Origin of the sequence: Geotalea uraniireducens Rf4, assembly GCF_000016745.1 — a bacterium.
GTDB classification, from domain to species: domain Bacteria; phylum Desulfobacterota; class Desulfuromonadia; order Geobacterales; family Geobacteraceae; genus Geotalea; species Geotalea uraniireducens.
Genome location: NC_009483.1, coordinates 5055827 through 5077313, shown reverse-complemented (window position 1 = coordinate 5077313; position 21487 = coordinate 5055827). Strand labels below are relative to the sequence as shown.

17 protein-coding genes are annotated in these 21487 nt (G+C 53.0%); 10 read left to right on the top strand and 7 right to left on the bottom strand.

Going from position 1 to position 21487, the window contains the following annotated elements; all coding sequences use genetic code 11:
- Positions 1-8: 8 nt before the first annotated feature.
- From uvrA to GURA_RS23105, 3 genes are all read left to right on the top strand, one after another.
- The gene (uvrA, locus tag GURA_RS22275; RefSeq protein ID WP_011941148.1) at positions 9-2897 is read left to right on the top strand and encodes an excinuclease ABC subunit UvrA; all 2889 of its coding nucleotides are present in this window, start codon (positions 9-11) and stop codon (positions 2895-2897) included.
- Between the two features lie 319 nt (positions 2898-3216).
- A complete protein-coding gene (locus tag GURA_RS23110; RefSeq protein ID WP_327049726.1) occupies positions 3217-5595 on the top strand; it encodes a PAS domain S-box protein in 2379 nt (792 codons plus the stop codon).
- 1 nt (position 5596) lies between these two features.
- Positions 5597-7507, top strand: a complete 1911-nt coding sequence (locus tag GURA_RS23105) for a PAS domain S-box protein (protein WP_011941146.1) — start codon at positions 5597-5599, stop codon at positions 7505-7507.
- On the opposite strand, the gene GURA_RS22255 is transcribed toward GURA_RS23105, so the two are convergent.
- Positions 7508-8413 (bottom strand): YceI family protein, encoded by a 906-nt coding sequence (locus GURA_RS22255; RefSeq protein WP_011941145.1) that lies wholly within the window; start codon positions 8411-8413, stop codon positions 7508-7510.
- Between the two features lie 476 nt (positions 8414-8889).
- The gene (locus GURA_RS22250) at positions 8890-9828 is read right to left on the bottom strand and encodes an AraC family transcriptional regulator (RefSeq protein ID WP_011941144.1); all 939 of its coding nucleotides are present in this window, start codon (positions 9826-9828) and stop codon (positions 8890-8892) included.
- A gap of 171 nt (positions 9829-9999) precedes the next feature.
- Here GURA_RS22250 and GURA_RS22245 point away from each other — a divergent pair, with 171 nt between their 5' ends.
- From GURA_RS22245 to GURA_RS22215, 7 genes are read left to right on the top strand one after another with little or no spacing between them, the layout of a single operon-like run.
- Entirely contained in the window at positions 10000-11004 is a 1005-nt protein-coding gene (locus GURA_RS22245) for an aldo/keto reductase (protein ID WP_011941143.1), read from the top strand.
- Positions 11005-11038: 34 nt separating this feature from the next.
- Positions 11039-11890 (top strand): aldo/keto reductase, encoded by an 852-nt coding sequence (locus GURA_RS22240; protein ID WP_011941142.1) that lies wholly within the window; start codon positions 11039-11041, stop codon positions 11888-11890.
- A 26-nt stretch (positions 11891-11916) separates the two neighbouring features.
- Positions 11917-12990 carry an alpha/beta hydrolase gene (locus GURA_RS22235; RefSeq protein WP_011941141.1) on the top strand — a complete coding sequence of 358 codons (1074 nt, stop codon included), beginning with the start codon at positions 11917-11919 and terminating at the stop codon, positions 12988-12990.
- Entirely contained in the window at positions 12987-14099 is a 1113-nt protein-coding gene (locus GURA_RS22230; RefSeq protein ID WP_011941140.1) for an alpha/beta hydrolase, read from the top strand. The genes GURA_RS22235 and GURA_RS22230 overlap by 4 nt, the downstream gene beginning before the upstream one ends.
- A 16-nt stretch (positions 14100-14115) precedes the next feature.
- Positions 14116-15279, top strand: a complete 1164-nt coding sequence (locus tag GURA_RS22225) for a (R)-mandelonitrile lyase (protein ID WP_011941139.1) — start codon at positions 14116-14118, stop codon at positions 15277-15279.
- On the top strand, positions 15272-16402 hold the full coding sequence (locus tag GURA_RS22220) for an aldo/keto reductase (RefSeq protein WP_327049725.1): 1131 nt from the start codon (positions 15272-15274) through the stop codon (positions 16400-16402). Before GURA_RS22225 ends, GURA_RS22220 begins: the two co-directional genes overlap by 8 nt.
- 55 nt (positions 16403-16457) lie before the next feature.
- Complete coding sequence (locus GURA_RS22215) at positions 16458-16829, top strand: twin-arginine translocation signal domain-containing protein (protein ID WP_011941137.1); 372 nt, start codon at positions 16458-16460, stop codon at positions 16827-16829.
- A 67-nt stretch (positions 16830-16896) separates the two neighbouring features.
- Here the strand turns inward: GURA_RS22215 and GURA_RS25480 are convergent, their stop codons facing one another.
- The 5 genes from GURA_RS25480 to GURA_RS25055 all read right to left on the bottom strand — a co-directional run bounded on the left by GURA_RS25480 (position 16897) and on the right by GURA_RS25055 (position 21456).
- On the bottom strand, positions 16897-17076 hold the full coding sequence (locus tag GURA_RS25480) for a SpoIIE family protein phosphatase (protein WP_083765001.1): 180 nt from the start codon (positions 17074-17076) through the stop codon (positions 16897-16899).
- 41 nt (positions 17077-17117) lie between these two features.
- Positions 17118-18673, bottom strand: a protein-coding gene (locus GURA_RS22210) for an IS3-like element ISGur5 family transposase (RefSeq protein WP_085949352.1) whose coding sequence is annotated in 2 segments (ribosomal slippage) — positions 17118-18196 and positions 18196-18673 — 1557 coding nt in all. Because the reading frame shifts where the segments join, the coding sequence is not laid out codon by codon here.
- Positions 18674-18777: 104 nt separating this feature from the next.
- Entirely contained in the window at positions 18778-19800 is a 1023-nt protein-coding gene (locus tag GURA_RS22200; RefSeq protein WP_011941136.1) for a PP2C family protein-serine/threonine phosphatase, read from the bottom strand.
- Entirely contained in the window at positions 19797-19952 is a 156-nt protein-coding gene (locus GURA_RS24845; RefSeq protein ID WP_198134578.1) for a hypothetical protein, read from the bottom strand. The genes GURA_RS22200 and GURA_RS24845 overlap by 4 nt, the downstream gene beginning before the upstream one ends.
- Positions 19903-21456 (bottom strand): cache domain-containing protein, encoded by a 1554-nt coding sequence (locus GURA_RS25055; RefSeq protein ID WP_011941135.1) that lies wholly within the window; start codon positions 21454-21456, stop codon positions 19903-19905. The genes GURA_RS24845 and GURA_RS25055 overlap by 50 nt, the downstream gene beginning before the upstream one ends.
- Positions 21457-21487 lie beyond the last annotated feature (31 nt).

The window sequence follows — 21487 nt, the reverse complement described above, 5'->3', positions numbered from 1 at the left end:
ACCAATTCATGGCAACCGACAAGATAATTATCAAGGGTGCATGCGAACATAACCTGAAGTGCATCGACGTGGAGATACCCCGTGACCAGCTTGTGGTGATCACCGGCATCTCCGGTTCCGGCAAGTCGACCCTCGCCTTTGACACCATCTATGCCGAAGGCCAGCGGCGCTACGTGGAATCCCTCTCTGCCTACGCCCGCCAGTTCCTGGAGCAGATGGAAAAGCCGGATGTGGAATCCATAGAGGGTTTGAGCCCGGCTATTTCCATCGAGCAGAAGACCACGAGCAAGAACCCCCGTTCCACGGTCGGCACCGTTACCGAAATCTACGACTATCTGCGCCTCCTCTTTGCCCGGGTAGGCAAACCCCACTGCTACAGCTGCGGCAAGGAGATCACCGCCCAGACCGTCTCCCAGATGGTGGACCAGATCATGGCCATGCCAGAGGGGACGCGGATCAACCTCCTCTCCCCCATGATCCGCGGCCGCAAGGGCGAATACCGGAAGGAGCTGAACCAACTGAGGAAGGACGGCTTTGTCCGCGTCATCATCGATAATGTTCCCCATGACCTCGCAGAGGAGATCACCCTCGACAAAAACAAGAAACACGACATCGATATCGTCGTCGACCGGCTCATCGTCAAGGAAGGCATTCAGCGCAGGCTGGCAGATTCACTGGCAACGGCATTGAACCACGCCGAAGGGATCGTCAAGGTCGCCATACAGGAAAATCCTCAGGCTGATTCCGCGGCAGAGCCTGCCAACGGCAAGGGCAAAAAAGCTGCGGGCAAGAAGTCGCTCTGGGCGGATACCATGCTCTTTTCCGAGAGCTTCGCCTGCATCGACTGCGGCATCTCTTACCCGGAAATGACGCCGCGCATGTTCTCCTTCAACAACCCCTATGGCGCCTGCCCTGACTGCACGGGCCTCGGGACGCGCATGTACTTCGATGCCGAGCTGGTGATTCCCAACCCGGATCTCTCCATCCGCGAGGGGGCCATCGCCCCGTGGGAAAAGCGGCTCTCCGGCTGGTATCACCAGACACTGGAAGCCCTGGCCAAGGCGTACGACTTCGACATCCGCACCCCGTTCAAAAAGCTTCCGACAAAGGCCCGGGATATCATCCTTCACGGCTCCGGGGGGGATAAGGTCGAGTTCTGGTGGGAGGAGGATGGCGGGCGAAAACATATCTACCAGAAGGAGTTCGAGGGGGTGCTCAACAACCTGGAGCGCCGTTACCGGGAGAGCGAGTCCGACCAGGTGCGGGAAGAGCTGGAAAAATACATGAACATCATGCCCTGCCCCACCTGCAAGGGTGCCCGGCTGAAGAGGGAAGCGCTTTTCGTCCGGATCGACGGCCACAATATCTGCGACGTCACCGCCCTCTCCATCAAGGACTGCCTGGAGTTTTTCGCTAATCTGCACCTGACTGAAAAGGAGGAGGAGATCGCCCGCCGCATCCTCAAGGAGATCCGGGAGAGGCTCCATTTTCTCGTCAATGTGGGGCTCGACTACCTGTCGCTCGACCGTTCGTCCGGCACCCTTTCCGGCGGGGAAGGGCAGCGGATCAGGCTGGCGACCCAGATCGGCTCCAGCCTCGTCGGCGTTCTCTACATCCTCGACGAGCCGTCCATCGGCCTCCATCAGCGGGACAATGCCCGCCTCCTCCAGACCCTCAAGCATATGCGCGACCTGGGGAACACGGTGCTCGTGGTGGAGCACGACGAAGAGACGATCCTTGAAGCGGATCACGTGATAGACATGGGGCCGGGTGCGGGAGTCCTCGGCGGGCGTGTGGTGGCCCAGGGAACGCCGGCGGAAATCATGGAAAACCCCGATTCCCTTACCGGCAAGTACCTGTCCGGCAAACTTGCCATCGCGGTGCCGAAACTGCGGAGAAGGCCGGCTAAGTTCCTGCGCATAACCGGCGCCACGGAGAACAACCTCAATGACGTCGAGGTGGATATCCCGCTCGGCGTGTTGACCTGCGTGACCGGCGTGTCCGGCTCAGGCAAATCGACGCTGGTCATCGACACCCTCTACAAGGTACTCTGCCAGCGGCTTTACCGGAGCAGGGAGAAAGCAGGGGCGGTGAAACAGATCACCGGGCTTGAGGCGCTCGACAAGGTGATCAACATCGATCAGTCACCGATCGGCCGAACTCCGCGCTCCAACCCCGCCACCTACACCGGCGTCTTTGCCGATATCCGCGACATCTTCGCCCAGCTCCCCGAATCGAAGATGCGTGGCTACAAGCCGGGGCGCTACTCGTTCAATGTCAAGGGGGGGCGTTGCGAGGCCTGTTCCGGGGACGGCATCATCAAGATCGAAATGCACTTCCTCCCCGACGTCTATGTGCAGTGCGAGGTCTGCAAGGGGGCCCGCTACAACCGGGAAACACTGGAGGTGCGCTACAAGGGGAAATCCATCGCCGAGGTCCTGGACATGACCGTCTCCCAGGCGCTGCAGTTCATGGAAAACATCCCGCGGATCAAGAACAAGCTGAAAACCCTGGAGGAGGTCGGGCTCGGTTACATCAAGCTCGGCCAGTCCGCCACCACCCTTTCGGGAGGGGAGGCCCAGCGCGTCAAGCTGGCCAAGGAGCTCTCCAAGCGGGCCACTGGCCGGACCATCTACATCCTCGATGAACCGACCACCGGCCTCCATTTCGCCGACATCCAGAAGCTCCTGGAAGTGCTGGAAAAGCTCGTCGAGGGGGGCAACACCATCGTCATCATCGAACACAACCTGGACGTGATCAAGACAGCCGACTACCTCATCGATCTGGGACCCGAGGGGGGTGACCGGGGCGGCGAGGTGATTGCAACCGGCACACCGGAGGAGGTGGCACGGGTGACGCGATCCTATACGGGGATGTTCCTGCGGAAATTGCTGTAAAGCCTTGCTGCATTGAAAATACAAAGACAACCTGGTTTCCGCTCTAACCATTTTATTTAAAGTAACTATTCAGGTTGTCCGCGCTCCTGAAAAACCAGTCCGTTACTTAGGCGTGCTGAATTAGTTACAATCTTTCTCCCTTCTTGGAAGCCTGCAAAACTTAAGTGATTGACGATTATAATCACCTTTCCTGACAACAAAATCTGAGTTTAATAAAATAAACCTTCGCTAATTTGTAATGATTTTGTATTATTGTGCGATTGCGTTAAGCTTAGTCGTGCCTTCTCGTTTTCCATGAGTGAGGTAGCGGTGTAAATGTTTGCCGAAATTGCTCAGCTTGTTGCTTCTAACTCCCCGAAGAGGAAGGAAGAGAGCCATGTTTGAAAAGGAATTAATCAACAAAAAAACGAACGGTGAACTTTATTATGAACTTGCCTCCCTTTCATCGTTCAAGGATGCCAGCGGCAGCATCAGCAATTTTGTCGCGGTTAAGGAAGATATTACTGAACGGAAACGGATGGAGGAGCGTCTGCAGTTTTTGGCATCAATTGTTGAGAGTTCGGATGATGCAATCATAGGGGAAACCTTGGATGGCTTTATTACGAGCTGGAATTGGGGCGCGGAGAAAATATACGGCTATACCTCCGAGGAAATCAATGGAAGGCATTTCTCCACGCTAATTCCCCCTGATCATCTTGGGGAGGTTATGCAGATTATCACCAAGATCAAGAGTGGCGGTCACGTAAATAGCCTTGAAACAGTGCGGATGACGAAGGCTGGCAGGCAAATCCATGTCTCCCTGACCTTTTCTCCGATCATTGATTCAACAGGAAAAGTTACAGGCGTTTCAGTGATCGCCCATGACATTACCGAACGAAAGAAGGCAGAAAAGGCGTTACAAGAGAGCGAAGAGCGGCTTCGGCGGGCTCATGATGAGTTGGAAATGCGGGTTGCGGAGCGGACGGCGCAACTTGAAAAAAAACAGAAGGAACTGGAGATGCAGAACCGGAAGTTGCGGGAAATGCATCAAGAACTGGAAACTTCCCTTGACCGGTACTGGGACTTATACAACTTTGCTCCGCTCAGTTATGTTACCCTTGACGATAAGGGGGTAATTCAGGATGTAAATCTGACCGGTGCGAGATTATTGGGGATTGACCGGAATCACCTGATCGGCATGCCGTTTATATGCTGTGTGAATAGTGGAGACACGCAGACATTTCTGAATCACATTCAGCGGCACAATCATATCGAAGAGGAAGTTGTGTCGGAGTTAGGCATTACGATACAGGGGGGTAAAACGCTTCAGGCGCAGTTGTACAGCGTTCCGGTTCAATATGCCACAGGGCAGACCGTCTATCGAACTGCGATTACCGACATTACCAAGCGTAAGCTTACCGAAGAAAAGTTGCTGCGCCTGAACAGGCTCTACGCAGTGTTGTGCGAGACCAACCAGGCAATCGTGCGATCCGTCGACCGTGAATCCTTATTTCATGAAATCTGCCGGGTCACCGTAGAGCATGGAGGTTTCCAGTTGGCTTGGATAGGACTTCTTGACGAAGAATCCGATGTGATAAAACCGGTTACGTGGAGCGGCACCAATGAAGGCTTCATTGACGACATACGGATTCCCGCCAAGGAAGAGCCAAAATCAACGAGACCGGTCGGTTCAGCCGTTCGAGAAGGGACTATCGTTATCAGCAACGACTTGATAAACGATACACGCGCTATTCCTTGGCAGAAAGAAGCAATGAAGCGCGGCTTCAACTCTTCGGCATCAATCTCTTTTAAATTAAACGGAAAGGCTGTCGGGGTCTTAAACATATATTCCGACGAGAAAGACTTTTTTAGCTGGCAATTCGTTGAACTGCTGCAACAGATGGCAACGGACATCTCCTTCGCCCTCGACAATATTGATCGAGAGGCCCGTCGCCGGAAGGCGGAACACTCTTTGCGGGAGGAAACGGCCGAGCGTTTGCGGGCCATGGAGGCTCTGCGCAAAAAAGACCAGTTGCTCATGCAGCAGAACCGCCAGGCGGCCATGGGGGAGATGATCGGCAATATCGCCCACCAGTGGCGACAGCCGTTAAATACACTGGGACTCATGCTCCAGCAAATGCAGGTTTTTTATGATGTCGGCAAGTTCAGCAAGGATTATTTCGACGACAGTGTCAAAAAGTCCATGGAGATAATCAGGCATATGTCCCAGACAATTGACGACTTCAGGAATTTCTTCAAACCAGACAAGGAATACGTTGAGTTCGAAGTGCTGGAGGTAGTTACAAAAACACTGTCTCTCATCGAAGGGAGTTTTAACGACCAACGGATCAAGATCGAAGTTAATCTGTCAGATGATCCGATCATCAATGGCCATCCGAACGAGTACGCCCAGGTTCTCCTTAACATACTGGTCAATGCCAGAGATGCACTTTCCGAGGCGAAAGTCGCCGACCCGAGGGTTACGATCACCATCTGCCGGGAAAACGACAAGGCTGTCGTGACCATTAACGACAACGCCGGCGGGGTTTCCGAGGACATAATGGACAAGATTTTCGATCCCTACTTTACCACCAAAGGGCCGGACAAGGGGACGGGAGTCGGGCTGTTCATGTCGAAAACCATAATTGAGAAAAACATGAAAGGACGGCTTACCGCACGCAATTTCGACGGCGGAGCCGAATTTCGGATAGAGGTCTGATATGGAACCATATACCCTTGGTACATCAGAGGTTTCGATCCTCTATGTGGAAGACGATCCGATTACCAGGGATCTCATATGCACGATGATCCCCGTTAAATTTCCGGGGTTGAACCTTTTAGCTGCTGAAAATGGTCAGATCGGCCTGGCGTTGTACAAAGAGCACCGGCCGGATATCGTCCTTACCGATATAAGCATGCCGGTCATGGACGGGATCCGCTTGGCGAGTGAAATTCGGGTGCTGAACCCCGATGCCAGCATTATCGTCATTACCGCTCACAGCGATACGCGCTACCTGCTGAATGCCATAGATATAGGCATCAACCGGTATGTGCTGAAGCCGATTGACCAAGAAAAGCTTTTTGAGGCCATAGAAGATTGTGTTGCCCGGATCACTCTGGAAAGACATGTCCGGAAACAGAGTGAATACATCTGCAAGCTTACCCGCGCAGTCGAACAGAGTCCCTGCATGGTCATTATAACCGATGCGAAAGGCGTGGTAGAGTATGTTAATCCCAAATTTACGGAGATTACCGGTTACCTCCCTGAAGAAGTTATCGGAAAAACCCCCAGAATTCCGAAATTGAACGCAAGAGAATCGGATACTTATGAAAAGCTCTGGAGCACGATAACCGCCGGCTACGAGTGGCAAGGCGAATTTCAGAGCCGGAAAAAGAGCGGAGAACTTTACTGGGAGTCGGCATCCATCTCTCCCCTATTCGATGCGGAAGGGGTCATTACCAACTACGTGGCGGTGAAGGAAGACATTTCCGAACGAAAAAGAGCAGATAACGCTCTCAAGGAAAGCGAAGAACGTTACCGGCATCTTTATGAAGATACGCCGGTCATGCTGCATTCCATAGACGGAGTCGGGCGCATAGTGAATGTCAGTAATTATTGGTTGTTCCACCTGGGCTACGAACGAAACGAGGTGATCGGACGAAAATCGACGGAATTCTTGACCGAGGAGTCAAGCCGCTATGCCGAAGAGATTGTTATTCCAGCATTTTTCAGGTCCGGCCATTGCCAGGATATCCCGTATCAGATGATGAAAAAGAACGGAGAGATAGTTGACGTGCTTCTCACCGCCGTGGCCGAATGGAACGCCACCGGCGAGGTGATCCGTTCCCAGGCGGTCATGGTTGATGTGACCGAGCAGAAGAGGGCAGAGGAGCAAATTCGCATACTCAATGCAGACCTGGAAAAGCGAGTCCTGGAGCGGACTGCGGAGTTGGAAAACTCAAACAAAGAGCTGGAAGCGTTCTGTTATGCAATATCCCATGAGCTGCGAGCGCCAATTGCCAGATTGGAGGGCTTCAGGGAGGTTATTTTCGAATGCTTCAAGAGCGGGGATTATGGCGATTTGCAATATTACGTAGGACGCCTTGGTTGCTCGGTCCAGCAGTTGAAGTCAGCAGTCGATGCGCTTCTCATGATGAATCGGCTGTCCAAGACCGAAATCACATCGGAGCCGATAAACCTTAGCGAACTTTCCCGACAGGTGATGGCTGAATTGATTGAGGTCCATGGCGAGCGAACCATGCAATTCCGCGTTGCCCCGGACGTATTCGCGCGTGGCGACCGTAAGCTTCTCAACATCTGCATGCATAACCTGCTTGGAAACGCCTACAAATACACCTTAAAAAAGCCGCTGGCATCGATAGAGTTCGGTGCGGAAAGCCGCGCGGATCAAAAAGTGTATTTTGTGAGGGACAATGGGGCAGGTTTTGATATGGCGTATGTCAGCAAGTTGTTTCAGCCGTTTTCCCGTCTGCACAGCGAAAAAGAATTCAAAGGCACTGGAATCGGCCTGGCAACGGTGCATCGTATAATTGAAAAGCACGAAGGAAAAATCTGGGCGGAATCCAAGGTTGACGAAGGTGCTACGATCTTTTTTACCTTGGGCCAATAATCACGGGCGGTTTGCGACGATAAACATCTCCACGCTGATCAGATCATTCACCAGGTGCATGCCGAGCCGTTCATAAAGCTTGCCAGAACCATAGCAGACATTCCAGAGAGTACGATCGAGGTCGAGTGCAGCCTGGGCCTTGAGACTGCCGTCCTCCTGCGCTGCTATAATCGCCGGGAAGCAGATCGAACGGGACGTCTCCTTGATGGTCAGCAAACCGGCAATTTCCACGCTTGGTGCTCCGGGTGTGGCCCCGGCAATCGCGGCTGCACCACGCAACTCGAAGGTTGCCTTGGGATAGCGTTCCACGTCGAAGAAGTCCTCGGATTTAAGGTGCCGGAGCAGCATACCCCGCCAGCCTTCATCCTGAAGATCCAGATTAGTTATCGTGTTCATGTCGAGCACGAAACTGCCCGACACCGGGCGGCCATTCGCCAGAACGACTTCGCCACCGGAGATTGCGATCCGGCCATGGTGGCAGTTATTGATATTGCGACCGGTCCATTCAAGAACACTCTTTTCCACATCGATATGATAGACACCGTCACGAACCGTGGGCGGTGGCGGGAGCGGAGCGCTCGACTCGACCGCAAACCCGGTCGCCTGCCAGGCCTGCAAACCTCCCTCCAGAATCGCCACATTGCGGTACCCTGCGTGTTCCAGTTTTTCCTTGGCGGTACGGGCAGCCAGGGTCGTACCGCTGTAATCATAGACAACGACAGCCCTGTCCCGGTCCGGCACACACTCCGCGATCCGTTCCAGAAAGACCATCTCGTAGACGCAGGCATTTCCGGCGCCGGCAATATGTCGACAGGCAAAATCTTCAGGCAGAAGAACATCTATCAGGCTGACAGAATTGCTAGCGATCAGCTGCTGCAGTTCATGCGCAGTTACGGTTGCGTTCATGATGCTCAACTCCTTTCTGCGGGCCGGGTTTGTGAACCGGTCTGAGCGGGGATACCCACCGATACGAAGTGAACGAAATCATCTGCCGCGGTTCTTTTATTTATTTTATCAGGTTCTTTACAAAACTCACTATTAGCGAATCATTGCATCAGGAATCCTTATTACCGGAATTTCACCCTTAACGAAAACATGATTGGCGCCTGGGAGGTGTCGAGGATCTTCTGGAGGGCAGAGCTCAATTCATCGAAAATGGAAGTTTGGCCGAATCGCCGGATTTTGCTACCGGCTATGCAGAGGTTACCTGAAATAAAAGAGGGGTTAGACGTGTCGTCTAACCCCTCGAATTTTATGGCTCCCCAACGAAGACGGTGCTGGGCACTGGGAGGACACTTTGACTGGGCTACAGAATGAAGACATCGCTATCTACGCTCCCATAGCAGCAAGGACAATATATCCATACTACTCCTGACAATAATTTATTGAGCGGTAGACATCTGACGTAGTGTCGTAATGTCTCGTAACGGTGGTGCACCAAACAACCGGTTGTATTCACGGCTGAACTGCGAAGGGCTCTCGTAGCCTACTTGAAACGCTGCGGTTGCGGCATCCATATGTTCTGCCAGCATTAAACGCCTTGCTTCTTGCAAGCGCAGTTGCTTCTGGAATTGTAACGGACTTAAAGCGGTCATCGATCGGAAATGGTGATGAAACGTTGAACTACTCATGCGGGCCTGCGCAGCGAGGTCATCGATACGCAACGGCTGTGTAAAGTTAGTCTTCAACCAATCGATTGCCCGCGCGATCTGATGACTCTGACTCCCCGCTGAGGCAATCTGGCGCAGACGCGCACCTTGATCCCCCACAAGTAAACGGTAAATGATTTCCCGCTGGATGACCGGCGCAAGGATCGGAATGTCCTTCTCTTCTGAGAGCAAGTCGATCATCCGTTGAATGGCGTTGAGCAGTGGCAGTGTTACCTCGCCGGTCGCCATGCCGCGACTTGATTGTTGTGCACGCGGCTGGGGAAGATTGCTGTCCATCATTAGTTGCGATATCTCTTTCAGATCAAATTTCAGCCTGAGCCCCAGGTAAGGTTTCTCCGGGCTCGCTTCGATAATCTGCACAATCGTCGGTAGTTGAACGGACGTGATCAAATAATGGTGCGCATCATAAACATACGAGTCGTCTCCCAACAACACCCGCTTGGCCCCTTGTACGGCCATGCAAATACTCGGTTCATACATGCCGCTGATCGGTCCGGTCGGTTCGTCCCGCCTAAAAAGTGACAAGCCAGGTACGGCAGTTGTATATAGCTCGCCCTTTTCAGTGCATCGGGCAATACTCTTCACCAAATCTGCAACTGCAATTCCCAGGCTTTTATCTCCAATATCCTTTATAGGTAGCTCGTTTATCATACATTCCTCCTGCTTGAATACTATCCGACCCCATTACGCGTTACAATAAATTTTCAGCATAAAGTAGTATTAGGCAATAAATCGACAGGATTGGTCTATCTGCCTTTGCTTTGGCTGGAGTAAGTTATAATCATCAACAAGGTAGACTTGAACAAGTGCAAGGAGAAAATAATGCAAAAACGTACGCTAGGAAATAGTGGCCTTGAGGTTTCGGCACTCGGTCTCGGCTGCATGGGAATGAGCTTTTCGTACGGTCCGCCCAAAGACAGGCAGGAGATGATTTCGTTAATCCGGACAGCCGTGGAACGGGGCGTCACTTTTTTCGATACAGCAGAAGTCTATGGCCCGTTCACCAACGAGGACCTAGTCGGTGAGGCGCTTGCGCCGCTGCGGGATCAGGTGGTGATTGCCACCAAGTTCGGTTTCGATACCACTGTCGATCCCCGGGCGATGAAGGGGAGCGGGCCGGTCCTGAACAGCCGGCCGGAGAATATCAGGCAGGTGGCCGAGGCTTCGCTCAAGCGGCTCCGGACCGATGTCATCGATCTGTTCTATCAGCACCGGGTTGATCCGGACGTGCCGATCGAAGAGGTGGCAGGAGCGGTGAAAGAGCTGATCCAGGCAGGCAAGGTCAGGCACTTCGGACTGTCCGAGGCTGGAGTACAGACGATCCGCCGTGCCCACGCCGTCCAGCCGGTGACGGCACTGCAGAGCGAATACTCGCTCTGGTGGCGACGCCCTGAAGCGGAAATCCTGCCGACCCTCGAAGAACTCGGCATCGGCCTGGTTGCCTACAGCCCGCTAGGCAAAGGGTTCCTCACCGGCAAGATGGATGAAAACACCATCTTCGACAGTACCGACTTCCGTAGCACTCTGCCACGTTTTACCCCCGAGGCATTGAAAGCGAATCAGGCTTTGGTTGATCTGCTCGGCAGCATCGCGGCTGAGAATAACGCAACTCCGGCCCAAATTGCCTTGGCCTGGCTCCTGGAGCAGAAACCGTGGATAGTGCCGATCCCGGGAACCACAAAGTTGGATCGTCTGGACGAGAACATCGGTGCTGTTTCCATCAAACTTACGGTTGCCGATCTCGCCACTATCGAGCAGACCGCAGCAAAGATCAATGTACACGGAAACCGTTACCCCGAAAAACTTGAAGAGATGACCGGACGCTGAGTAAACTATAGATATTCATAAAGGAAATAAAAGTATGAAGAAAATAACTTTGAATAATGGCATAGAGATGCCCATTCTCGGATTCGGCGTCTTTCAGGTCAGTGATCCCAAGGAATGTGAACGCAGCGTCAGTGGTGCCCTGCAGGCGGGTTATCGATTGATTGATACGGCGGCGTCTTACATGAATGAAGAAGCTGTCGGCAATGCGATCAGGAGTAGTGGTGTGGACCGCCATGAGATCTTTGTTACCACCAAGCTCTGGGTTCAGGATGCGGGCTACGATAACACCCGGAAGGCGTTCGATAAATCGCTGGCCAAACTGCAACTGGATTATCTGGATCTGTATCTGATCCATCAGCCGTATGGCGATGTCTTCGGGTCCTGGCGGGCCATGGAAGATCTGTATCGGGAAGGCAAAGTCCGGGCAATCGGCGTCAGCAATTTCCATCCGGACCGGATTATGGATCTAATCATTCACAATGAAGTGATACCGGCGGTCAATCAGATAGAAACACATCCTTTCTGCCAGCAGGTCGAGACTCAGCGGTTCCTTCAAGAAAACGGTGTTCAGATCGAATCCTGGGGCCCCTTTGCCGAGGGCAAAAACGATCTATTCAGCAACGAACTGCTCACTGCCATAGGAAGCAAATATGGCAAATCCGTTGCTCAGGTGGTGCTGCGCTGGCTGACCCAAAGAAGCGTCGTGGTCATACCGAAATCAGTGAACAAAGAGCGGATTGTTCAGAACTTCAACATTTTCGACTTCAAACTGTCTCCCGAGGACATGGTGGCCATTTCGACGCTGGACAGGCGGGAAAGCAGCTTCTTTGATCATCGCGATCCGGAAATGGTGAAGTGGATTGGTACCCATAAACTGGATATCTAACCGAGCACGCCGGCAAGGAGAAAACAATGTCTATCGTAAAAACTGTGTCGTTGTTGTTGGCAGCAGTTATCAGTATTTCATCAGGAGCAGCCATGGCCGCAGACTATAAACTAAATCCGTTTACTCTGGCCTATGACGGAGCGATTACCGAAAACGTCAGAGGCAAAGTCAATATTCATTCAGTCACGTACAAACTAAATGGTATCGATATTTCTGCGAACGTCTATACCCCTGCGAACTATAACCCGAACAATAAATATCCGGCGGCGGTGGTGGCCCACCCCAATGGTGGCGTGAAAGAGCAAGTCGCCGGCTTGTATGCTCAGCGTCTGGCTGAACAAGGATACATCACCATTGCTGCGGATGCAGCGTATCAAGGCGCCAGCGGTGGACTGCCCCGCAATGTGGATAAGCCGGCAAACCGGATTGAAGATATTCGAGGCATGGCTGATTTTATCACTCAGTATGCTGGCGTAGATGCTGACCGTTTAGGCTTGCTTGGCATTTGTGGAGGTGGCGGCTATTCCCTGAAAGCGGCCCAAACTGACAAGCGTTTTAAGTCTGTTGCCACTTTGAGCATGTTTAATTCCGGCCTGGTACGACGCAACGGCTTTATGGACTCGCAAGTAGCCACCATACAGGAACGCTTGCAGCAAGCTTCTGCCGCCCGCGCGCAAGAAGCGGCCGGAGGCAAGATTATCTATGCAGCCGATACCAAGCTGACGGATGAACAAATCGCCAAGCTCCCTTTTGATCTTTATCGTCAGGGCTTTGAATACTACGGCAAGACTCACGCCCACCCCAACTCCACGTTCAGATACACTATGAGTAGCCTGCTCGATTTAATGAATTTCGATGCCGCCAGCAATATGGACTTGATCAACCAACCCTTACTGATGATGGCAGGGAGCAAGGCCGATTCCCTGTATATGACCCAGAGTGCCTTCAAAGGAGCGACCAGCGCGAAAAACAAAGAATTATTCCTGATTGACGGTGCAACCCACATCGAAACCTACTGGAAACCGCAGTATGTGAATCAAGCCATGGGTAAATTGATCCGGTTCTTCGGTGAGACGTTGAAGCAAGGAGCCAACTTATGAATATCAAGTTTGGGAAGATAGTCGTTGCTCTCACGCTGACGTTTTGCGGCCTGAGCCTCTCCGCCTGCGCAGTCACCCAGCGTAGCGGCATATCCGCGCCACTGGTCATCCAGGAGCAGGGAAGTTTTTCAGTCGGGGGAACGGTCATAAGTGAACCGGGCACTTTTGACCCCATAACGCAAGGCGCTTACAACCCCGCAGGAGTCAGCCCCGCTGGACAAACGCTTCACGGTGATCATGCCTCTGTTTTCTATCAGATACCGGAAAACGCCCGAAAGTTTCCGCTCGTATTCTGGCATGGGCACGGACAGACGGCGAAAACATGGGAAACCACTCCCGATGGGCGTGAAGGGTTCCAGAATATATTTCTGCGCGAGCGATACGGTGTGTATTTGATTGATCAGCCTCGACGTGGTCGCGCGGCACGCAGCACTGAAGCGACGACGATTACCGCTACCCCGGACGAACAATTGTGGTTTGGTATTTTCCGGCTCGGCGCCTGGCCGAATTTTTATGAAGGCGTTCAGTTTTCAAAAGCCCCGGAGACCTTGAACCAGTTTTTCAGACAAATGGCTCCCAATACAGGCCCTTATAACGCAGAAGTAAATGTCGCTGCGGTTTCGGAACTATTCAATAAGATCGGCAAAGGCATTCTCGTCACCCACTCACAAAGTGGGGGACCTGGATGGCGTACCGCAATCAAAAACGACAACATCCGCGCCATTGTTTCCTTTGAACCGGGCGGAGATTTTCTTTTTCCAGAAGGAGAAGCGCCTGAGTCAATAAAACTCGCAGGTCGTACCGTCACTCCGCCCACTGTGCTCATGGCGGATTTTATGCGGCTCACCAAAATCCCTATCATTGTTTTTTATGGAGATAACATTCCCAAACAGCCTTCGCAAAACCCGGGACAGGAACAATGGCGCGTATTCCTTGAGGTGGCGAAGACGTGGAGAGATGTAGTGAACCGTCACGGAGGTGATGTCACTATTGTCCATCTGCCCGAGATAGGCATTCACGGAAACACGCATTTTCTCATGTCGGATCTAAACAATCTCGAAATCGCCGACCAGATGTCCAGATTTCTGGAGAAAAAGGGGTTGAACTGAATCGAGGGGGAGCCGCATGAACAAAAAATTCACCATACTTCTGGCAAGTACACTTGCCGCAATATTCAGCATCGTAACCTTTTCGGAGGCTCAGACCGTGACAACAGGAGGTTTGAACGCCAAGCAGGAAAACATTGTCACCATTGCGGCCTTTACTGCCAGCGGCGACTTGCAAAAACTGAAAACGGCCTTAAACGATGGGCTGGATGCCGGTTTGACCATCAACGAAATCAAGGAAATCCTTGTGCAGATGTACGCCTATGCCGGGTTCCCCCGCAGTCTGAACGGGATCAATACCTTCATCGGCGTCCTGGAAGAACGGGACAAGAAAGGGATCAAGGATGTTCCCGGTAAGGAACCAAGCTCCATACCTGCCAACAGGAGCAGCATCGAACTTGGGACCGAAATCCAGACACACCTGATAGGAGCGCCGGCCACCGGGAAGTATATTACCTTTGCCCCGGCCATTGATGCGTTCTTGAAGGGACACCTATTCGGGGACATCTTCGGGCGTGACAACCTGGATTACCAGAGCAGGGAGCTGGCAACCATTTCAGCCTTGGCGAGTATCGAGGGGGTCAATCCTCAGTTGCAGTCACATTTTAACGTCGGACTGAATACCGGACTGACCGAGGCGCAACTGCGGAGCCTGATAACCGTTCTCGAAGCAAACGTTGGTAAAAAGGAAGCCGCAAATGCTAGTGAAACATTGGGTAAAGTTCTGAGTAACAGGCAGGCGGAGCAGAGAATCACTATCGCTCGGAGCGGCTCCCTGCCTTCAAGCCAAGGTTCAGCCGAATACTTTTCAGGTTCCGTAAAAATCGACACGCTATTCAAAGCGCACGAACCGGCACGTACGACAGGCGGACTTGTCACGTTCCAACCGGGTGCCCGGACGGCGTGGCACTCCCATCCGCTCGGCCAGACTTTAATCGTGACAGCGGGCACCGGCCGAATACAACAGTGGGGTGGCCCGATTGAGGAGATCAGGCAGGGTGATGTCGTACGGATTCCGCCCGGCGTAAAACATTGGCACGGAGCCGCGCCAAACACAGCCATGACTCATATCGCCATAGCAGAACAGCTTAATGGCAATGCCGTCGAATGGCTGGAAAAGGTTAGTGACGAGCAGTACAACCAACTGTCGTCTACACGAAAAAGGAGAAACACATATGAGTAAAGCACCTGTCAATAAAAGCGGAGAAAGCGGAATGTTCATGCTTGATCGCCGCGATTTTTTGGTGGGAAGCCTGGTTTTGGCGGCTACGGCGATGCTCCCGCGCGTCGGCTTCAGCGCTCCGGCACCACGCCCCATGGTGACCGCTCGCCGCAAGCTTGGCCCCCTGGAGGTCTCGGCGATCGGGCTGGGGTGCATGAGCATGAACAGCGGCAACTACAATCCGCCCAAGGACAAGCGTGAAATGATCCGGCTCATCCATGCCGCCGTGGATCGAGGCGTAACCTACTTCGATACGGCCGAGGCCTATGGTCCCTTCGTCAACGAAGAACTGGTCGGCGAAGCGCTCGTCCCGTTCAGGGGGAAGGTCGTGATCGGCACCAAGTTCGGCTTTGACATTGATTACGCGACCGGGCGGCGCACGGGTGGGCTGAATAGCCGCCCGGAGCATATCAGAAAGGTTGCCGAGGCTTCCCTCAAGCGTCTCAGGACTGACGCAATCGACTTGCTTTACCAGCACCGGGTCGATCCAAAGGTGCCAATCGAAGATGTTGCCGGTACGGTGAAAGAGCTCATCACTGAAGGCAAGGTCAAGCATTTCGGTCTTTCCGAACCTGGAATGCAGACACTTCGTCGTGCCCATGCTGTTCAGCCTGTCGCGGCGGTGCAAAACGAATACTCCCTGTTGTGGCGCGGCCCGGAAAAGGAAGAGCTTGCCATATTCGAGGAACTGGGGATCGGCTTGGTTGCCTGGAGCCCGCTGGGTGTGGGCTTCCTCACTGGTACGATCAACGAAAACACCAGGTTTGATAAACCCGGCTACACCGACTACCGTCTTACTAACCCGCGCTTCACCCCCGAATCGCTCAAGGCGAACATGGTACTGGTCGATCTGTTGCGCGACTGGGCGCGGCGCAAGGAAGCCACTCCAGCACAGATTGCCCTTGCCTGGTTGCTGGCCCGGAAGCCGTGGATTCCATCCCGGGAACTACGAACCCTCAACATCTGGATGAGAACCTCGGAGCAATGGCGGTCAAATTCAGTGCAGAGGAGCTCCGCGAGCTCAATGCGGCCGCCTCACGAATCGTGGTGCACGGGGAACGACTACGCAAAGAATTGTTGGTAATGTCGGGACGCGAAGCGCCACTTTGAAATGACCTCTTATCAAAAGGAGAGAAAACATGGAAAAGCAAATTTCGCGTCGCAGTTTTCTGAAGACAAGTGCCATTGCGCTGGGTACTGTTGCCGTATGCGATTTTAAAGGTATAGGTAGTGCTGTTGCCGCAGGACAGAGCAAATCCCAAGTATTTTTTACGAAGGATATCAGTGCTAACGGATTGCTGAAAATCTATTCAAAAATCAATCAGGGTATGACCGGCAAAATAGGCATCAAGTTGCACAGCGGTGAGCCGCATGGGCCGAACATGCTGCCTATCGAGCTCATCAAGGGCTTGCAGCCGCATGTTCCGAACAGCACCATCGTGGAATGCAACGTTCTCTGGCCAATCAAAGCCACGTCCTTCGGGCGTGAATTCAACCGATTTTACATCTGAAGCTAAACCATGAGTTGATATATAATACAATTTCTTAAACGAGTGTGTGGAAAAGAATAACGGCCATCTAACGTTTGCGTACTACCAGAACTGTCAAGTCGTCTGGCAGGGTAGTCCCAGGCGGTATCATCGCTGCTATTCGATCCACCATTTCTTTAGCATTTGCTGCTCCTTCCAGTTGGGCAGCCAAGGCCACATTGTCGAGAGCAAGCTCTGTTTGGGCATCAATCAATCCATCGCTGTACAGAACCGGCGGGTGTCAAGGTAGTTGTCGCCTCTGTTGAATTTTTATGCGGCGTCAAGAAGTTCGACTTCCGCCGTTGGTTCAGGGTTAAGATAAACTGTTTCCACTGGCTCCCAGTTTCGGATGTTTTTTGACCAGCGGTTTGGGTTTTGTTGCCGGGCCTTCTCGTATATCTCCCGGCGGTTTAACAGGATGGCTTTCTCCCGGCCGAAGTGGCGATCGTCCGGGGTGACGAAGCGAATGCCGCTGTGCAGATGCTCCGTGTTATACCAAGCGACGAAACCATCAACCCAAGTCTGGGCCGCTGCCAGACTTGAAAAAGGCCGACTCGGATAACCAGGTCTATATTTCATGGTTCGGAACAGCGCTTCTGAGAAAGGGTTGTCGTCACTGACCTGTGGCCTGCTGAAGGAAGGAATTACGCCCAGGCGCTGGAGAGTAGCCAGCATGGTCGCCCCTTTCATCGGGCCGCCGTTGTCGGAGTGAAGAATCAGGCCTTCCGGATTGATGCCGAGCCTGATACAGGCTTTCAGAAACAGCCTGGCGCTATAGTCATTGGATTCTTTTAAAAACACCGTGGACGCTACGATCTTGCGGCTCCAGACATCCATGATCATGTAGAGATAAAAGAACTGCCCAAGAATCGGGCTCTTCAAGTAGGTGATGTCCCATGACCAGACCTGGCAAGGACCGGTAGCCACATGTTCTTTTGGCTTGCGGCTGGTGGCGGGCCGGGAGGGTTCCCGGTGAGTCATCAGCCCATCGTCTTTGAGCACCCGGTAGAAACTCGATTCCGACGCCACGTATATTCCCTGATCGGCCAATTGCGGCACGATCTGTTTCGGCGAAATATCCCGAAACGCCGGGGAGTTTGCAATATCGATGATGTTCTGCCGCTCCGACGGAGCCAGCTTGTTCGCCGGTTCTGCGACTGGCCCATGTCGCCGATCTGCTCCGTCATCCTGGAGATTCCAACGCTGGAACGTGCGAATGCTCAGCCCGATGGCGACAACGGCCGATTCAAGTCTCGCTCCGGAATGGGTTGCCTCTTCAATAAGTTGCCCGATCATCTGCCGTTCCTCTTGTCCGTGGGCTCGTCCTCGCCCCCCCAGATCGATTGGACTTTTTTTTTGAGGATCAAAATCGCGGCGGCCTCGGCCAATGCTTTATCTTTGCGCAGTAATTCTTTTTCCAGTGCATGAATTTTGCGAGTTTCCTCTGATGTTTTTGAGGAAGGCCGAGACGGTTTTTGCAGCCCCGAAAGCATCATGGCGCGCCACTCGCGTAACTGTGCTTCATGAATTCCATTGCGACGCAGGAAGGCGCCAAGTTGATCTTCGGCAACCGTCTCGGCTTCGATGACGATTTTGAGCTTTTCTTCGGCAGACTTGTCTTGTGGGCGCTTTGGGGACATTGTTCTCCATGGTGCTTCAGAAATTGGGGAGTTACCAGATTCATTCACGACATTTGCGTCTCGAAGCCAGCGAGAGAGTGATTGTTGGGGAATTCCCACTTCTCGGGATAGAGCTGAGGCCGAGACGCCATTAGGGCAGGCCATCTTGCGAACCAGGCTGGATTTGAATCCTTGTGTGTATGTCATTATAGATCCTTGCTGCCCCCAGATGTTGAAAAAATACGGGTCGCCGGCTTTTGCCGGTCCCGGTCTTTCGAGCTGAATCGCAAGCTCGCTACGCTCGTTGCAATTCAGCTCGAAAGACCGTGGCTAAACAACCCATCTGAGGCGACAACTATTCTGACACAGGGGGGAACGAAGGCATCCCCTTCTTCAAAGACACATCCCCCCTCTTGATATTTCTCTACAGACGAGACCCCTAAAGGAAGGCCCCGTGGAAGAAGCTCTTCAACCATTCCATCACGGCGCCGCAGGAATGCAAAACCGTGGCCGCAGTCCACATACGTCATTAGAGAGGCATCAACATTGAGTCGTGCCAAAAAAAGAGTCACAAAGCTTTCTGAACTGTTCAGGTCGTGACGGAGGGACTGTTCGGCAAGTTGAACTGCTATCGATGGTTGAACTCGGAGGGTTACGGCACGCAGAGTGGCCCGTACCGTTGTCATGAGCATGGCAGCTGCCATTCCTTTGCCCATGACATCACCAAAGGTCAGGGTCACGATCCCCGGAATCGTCTCATACCAGTCGTAGAAATCACCCCCAACCTGACGGGCAGGCGTACAAAACGCGGCGATTTCAAAGCCGGCTAAAGTAAGGGGATCCCGGGGAAGCAGCATTTTTTGCATTTCGGCCGCACAGTTCAATTCCGCCTGAAGCTGGAGGCGGCGCATCTCGCTTTGGCGCAAAGCCTCTTCAGCCTCTCTTCGGGCATGACGGTCCGCCGCGTCCCGCAGTTCGCGCTCGATGGCCGGCACCAGGCGGGCCAGGTTGTCTTTCTTGACAAAATCGTGGGCTCCCGCTTTTAAAAGCGCTACTGCTTCCTCTTCGCCTATGGCTCCTGAAACCACGATGAAGGGTTGATCCTTTCCCTCTCTTTGCCATATAGCCAGTGCCCCTTCGACAGTGAAGTCCGGCATGTGGCAATCGGAAATCGCAACATCCCACTGTCCAGCCATCAGCGCTCTCTCCATGGCTTCTGCGGTGTCGACCCGCTCTGAATACAGTTCAAGCCCTTCCTTGCACAGGGCACGGACCAACAGCAGGGCATCTCGCTCGGAATCATCGATGATCAGTATACGAAGATGCCCACTCATTGCGTCTTTCCCCCCTCCTTGCGCGGCGGCTCATTGATGATCAGCCAGTAACGTCCCAATTCAGCCAGATGGCACTTGTTAAGCGCTCGCAACGTGAGGAGCTCATCCTTGGGATTGTCCTCCACCAAGAGAATAGTTCGATTTCTCATCATCGTTCCTTTCCAATCCCAGAGTGAAATAAAACGTGGCACCTTCTCCCACAGCCGCCTGCGCCCAGATACGCCCGTCGTGGCGGTGGATGATCCGCTCGACCGTCGCCAGGCCGATGCCGATGCCCGGAAACTCGCTGGTTTTATGCAACCTCTGGAAGGGAAGGAAGAGTTTGTCGGCATAGGCCATGTCGAAGCCTGCCCCGTTGTCTCGGACGAAGTAGACGTCCTTGCCTTGCTGTTCTGCGACGCCTAACTCAATGCGGCCGTCGGCACGCTGGCTCGTGTATTTCCAGGCATTGCCAAGGAGGTTCTCCATGACGACCCAGAGCAGCCGGTGATCGGCAAAGGCCTCCACACCCGGCGCGATGTGAATGGTCACCCGACGGTCAGGCTCCGCCTTACGTAGTTCCTCTGCCACCATCACCGCCATTGCGGAAAGGTCAACACGCTCCGGAGCTATCCCGCCACGCGTGGACCGGGAGAGCTTCAAAAGCCCGTCGATGAGATCACTCATCTCGTGACTTCCCTCCTGGACGTAGCGAAGGTATTTTCTTCCCTCATCATCCAGTTTGTCCCTGTAATCCTCCAGCAGAGCAGCGCTGAATCCGTCAATGGCGCGCAACGGAGCCCGCAGGTCGTGGGAGACGGAGTAAGCAAAGGCATCGAGCTCCTTGTTCGTGGCTTCCAGCTGTGCCGTTCGTTCCTTCACTCGCTGCTCAAGCTCTTTGTTTAATTTCCTGACTTCCTCCTCTCTCTCCCTGCGAGCGATTTCCACGCGTGTGAAAGAGTAAACATGGATGGTAGAAATTAACAAAAAGATCGCGCCTACTATCAAGAACTTTCCTTTCAACCCCCCTAATCTTCTTTCATATATGATCTCTTCTCTTCCGCCACATCCCACAATCCAATCCCAAGGCTCGAAATACTCCTGATAAGCGATAAATGTGTAAACGGGTTCTCCCGGGTTTTTCCACAGCTGGCGGAAAACACGGCCGGTATTATTAATATTTGACCAGGATTCTCGAATCGTATAGCGGCCTTTCACTTGATAATTCCACTCGTTGACCCCTTCCACATTGAACGGATGCATCGTTAGCGTGCCTCTATCATGCTTATAGGAAGAAGCCCATACATACATGTAATCGTCCACTGACATCTTCGATTTTGATATATCCCTGTTGCCATCCGGTTTCTTTGGTCCATTAACATACGTACGGACGAGATCTTGCGCCTCCGCAAGCGTTATTTCGCCGGCTTTTACCCTCGCGTCCATCATCTCCATAAAACCGATTACGTCCTTTACTACCTTGGTGAACATTTCACCGCCTACATCCAATATCTGTTCCTTGGCTGACTGATAAGTCGTGAAATAGGTGAAAATCAATATGATTGTAAGGGAAAAGAGCAGGGTCAGAACAAGACCTAAATGCGTTATTGAACTTTTGAGGATGGTTAGAATAAGACTGAGCTTGGAAGGTGCATTTTTCTTTGGGATATCTTTCATGACTTATGGCCTTCCCGCGGGAAAGGGGGAA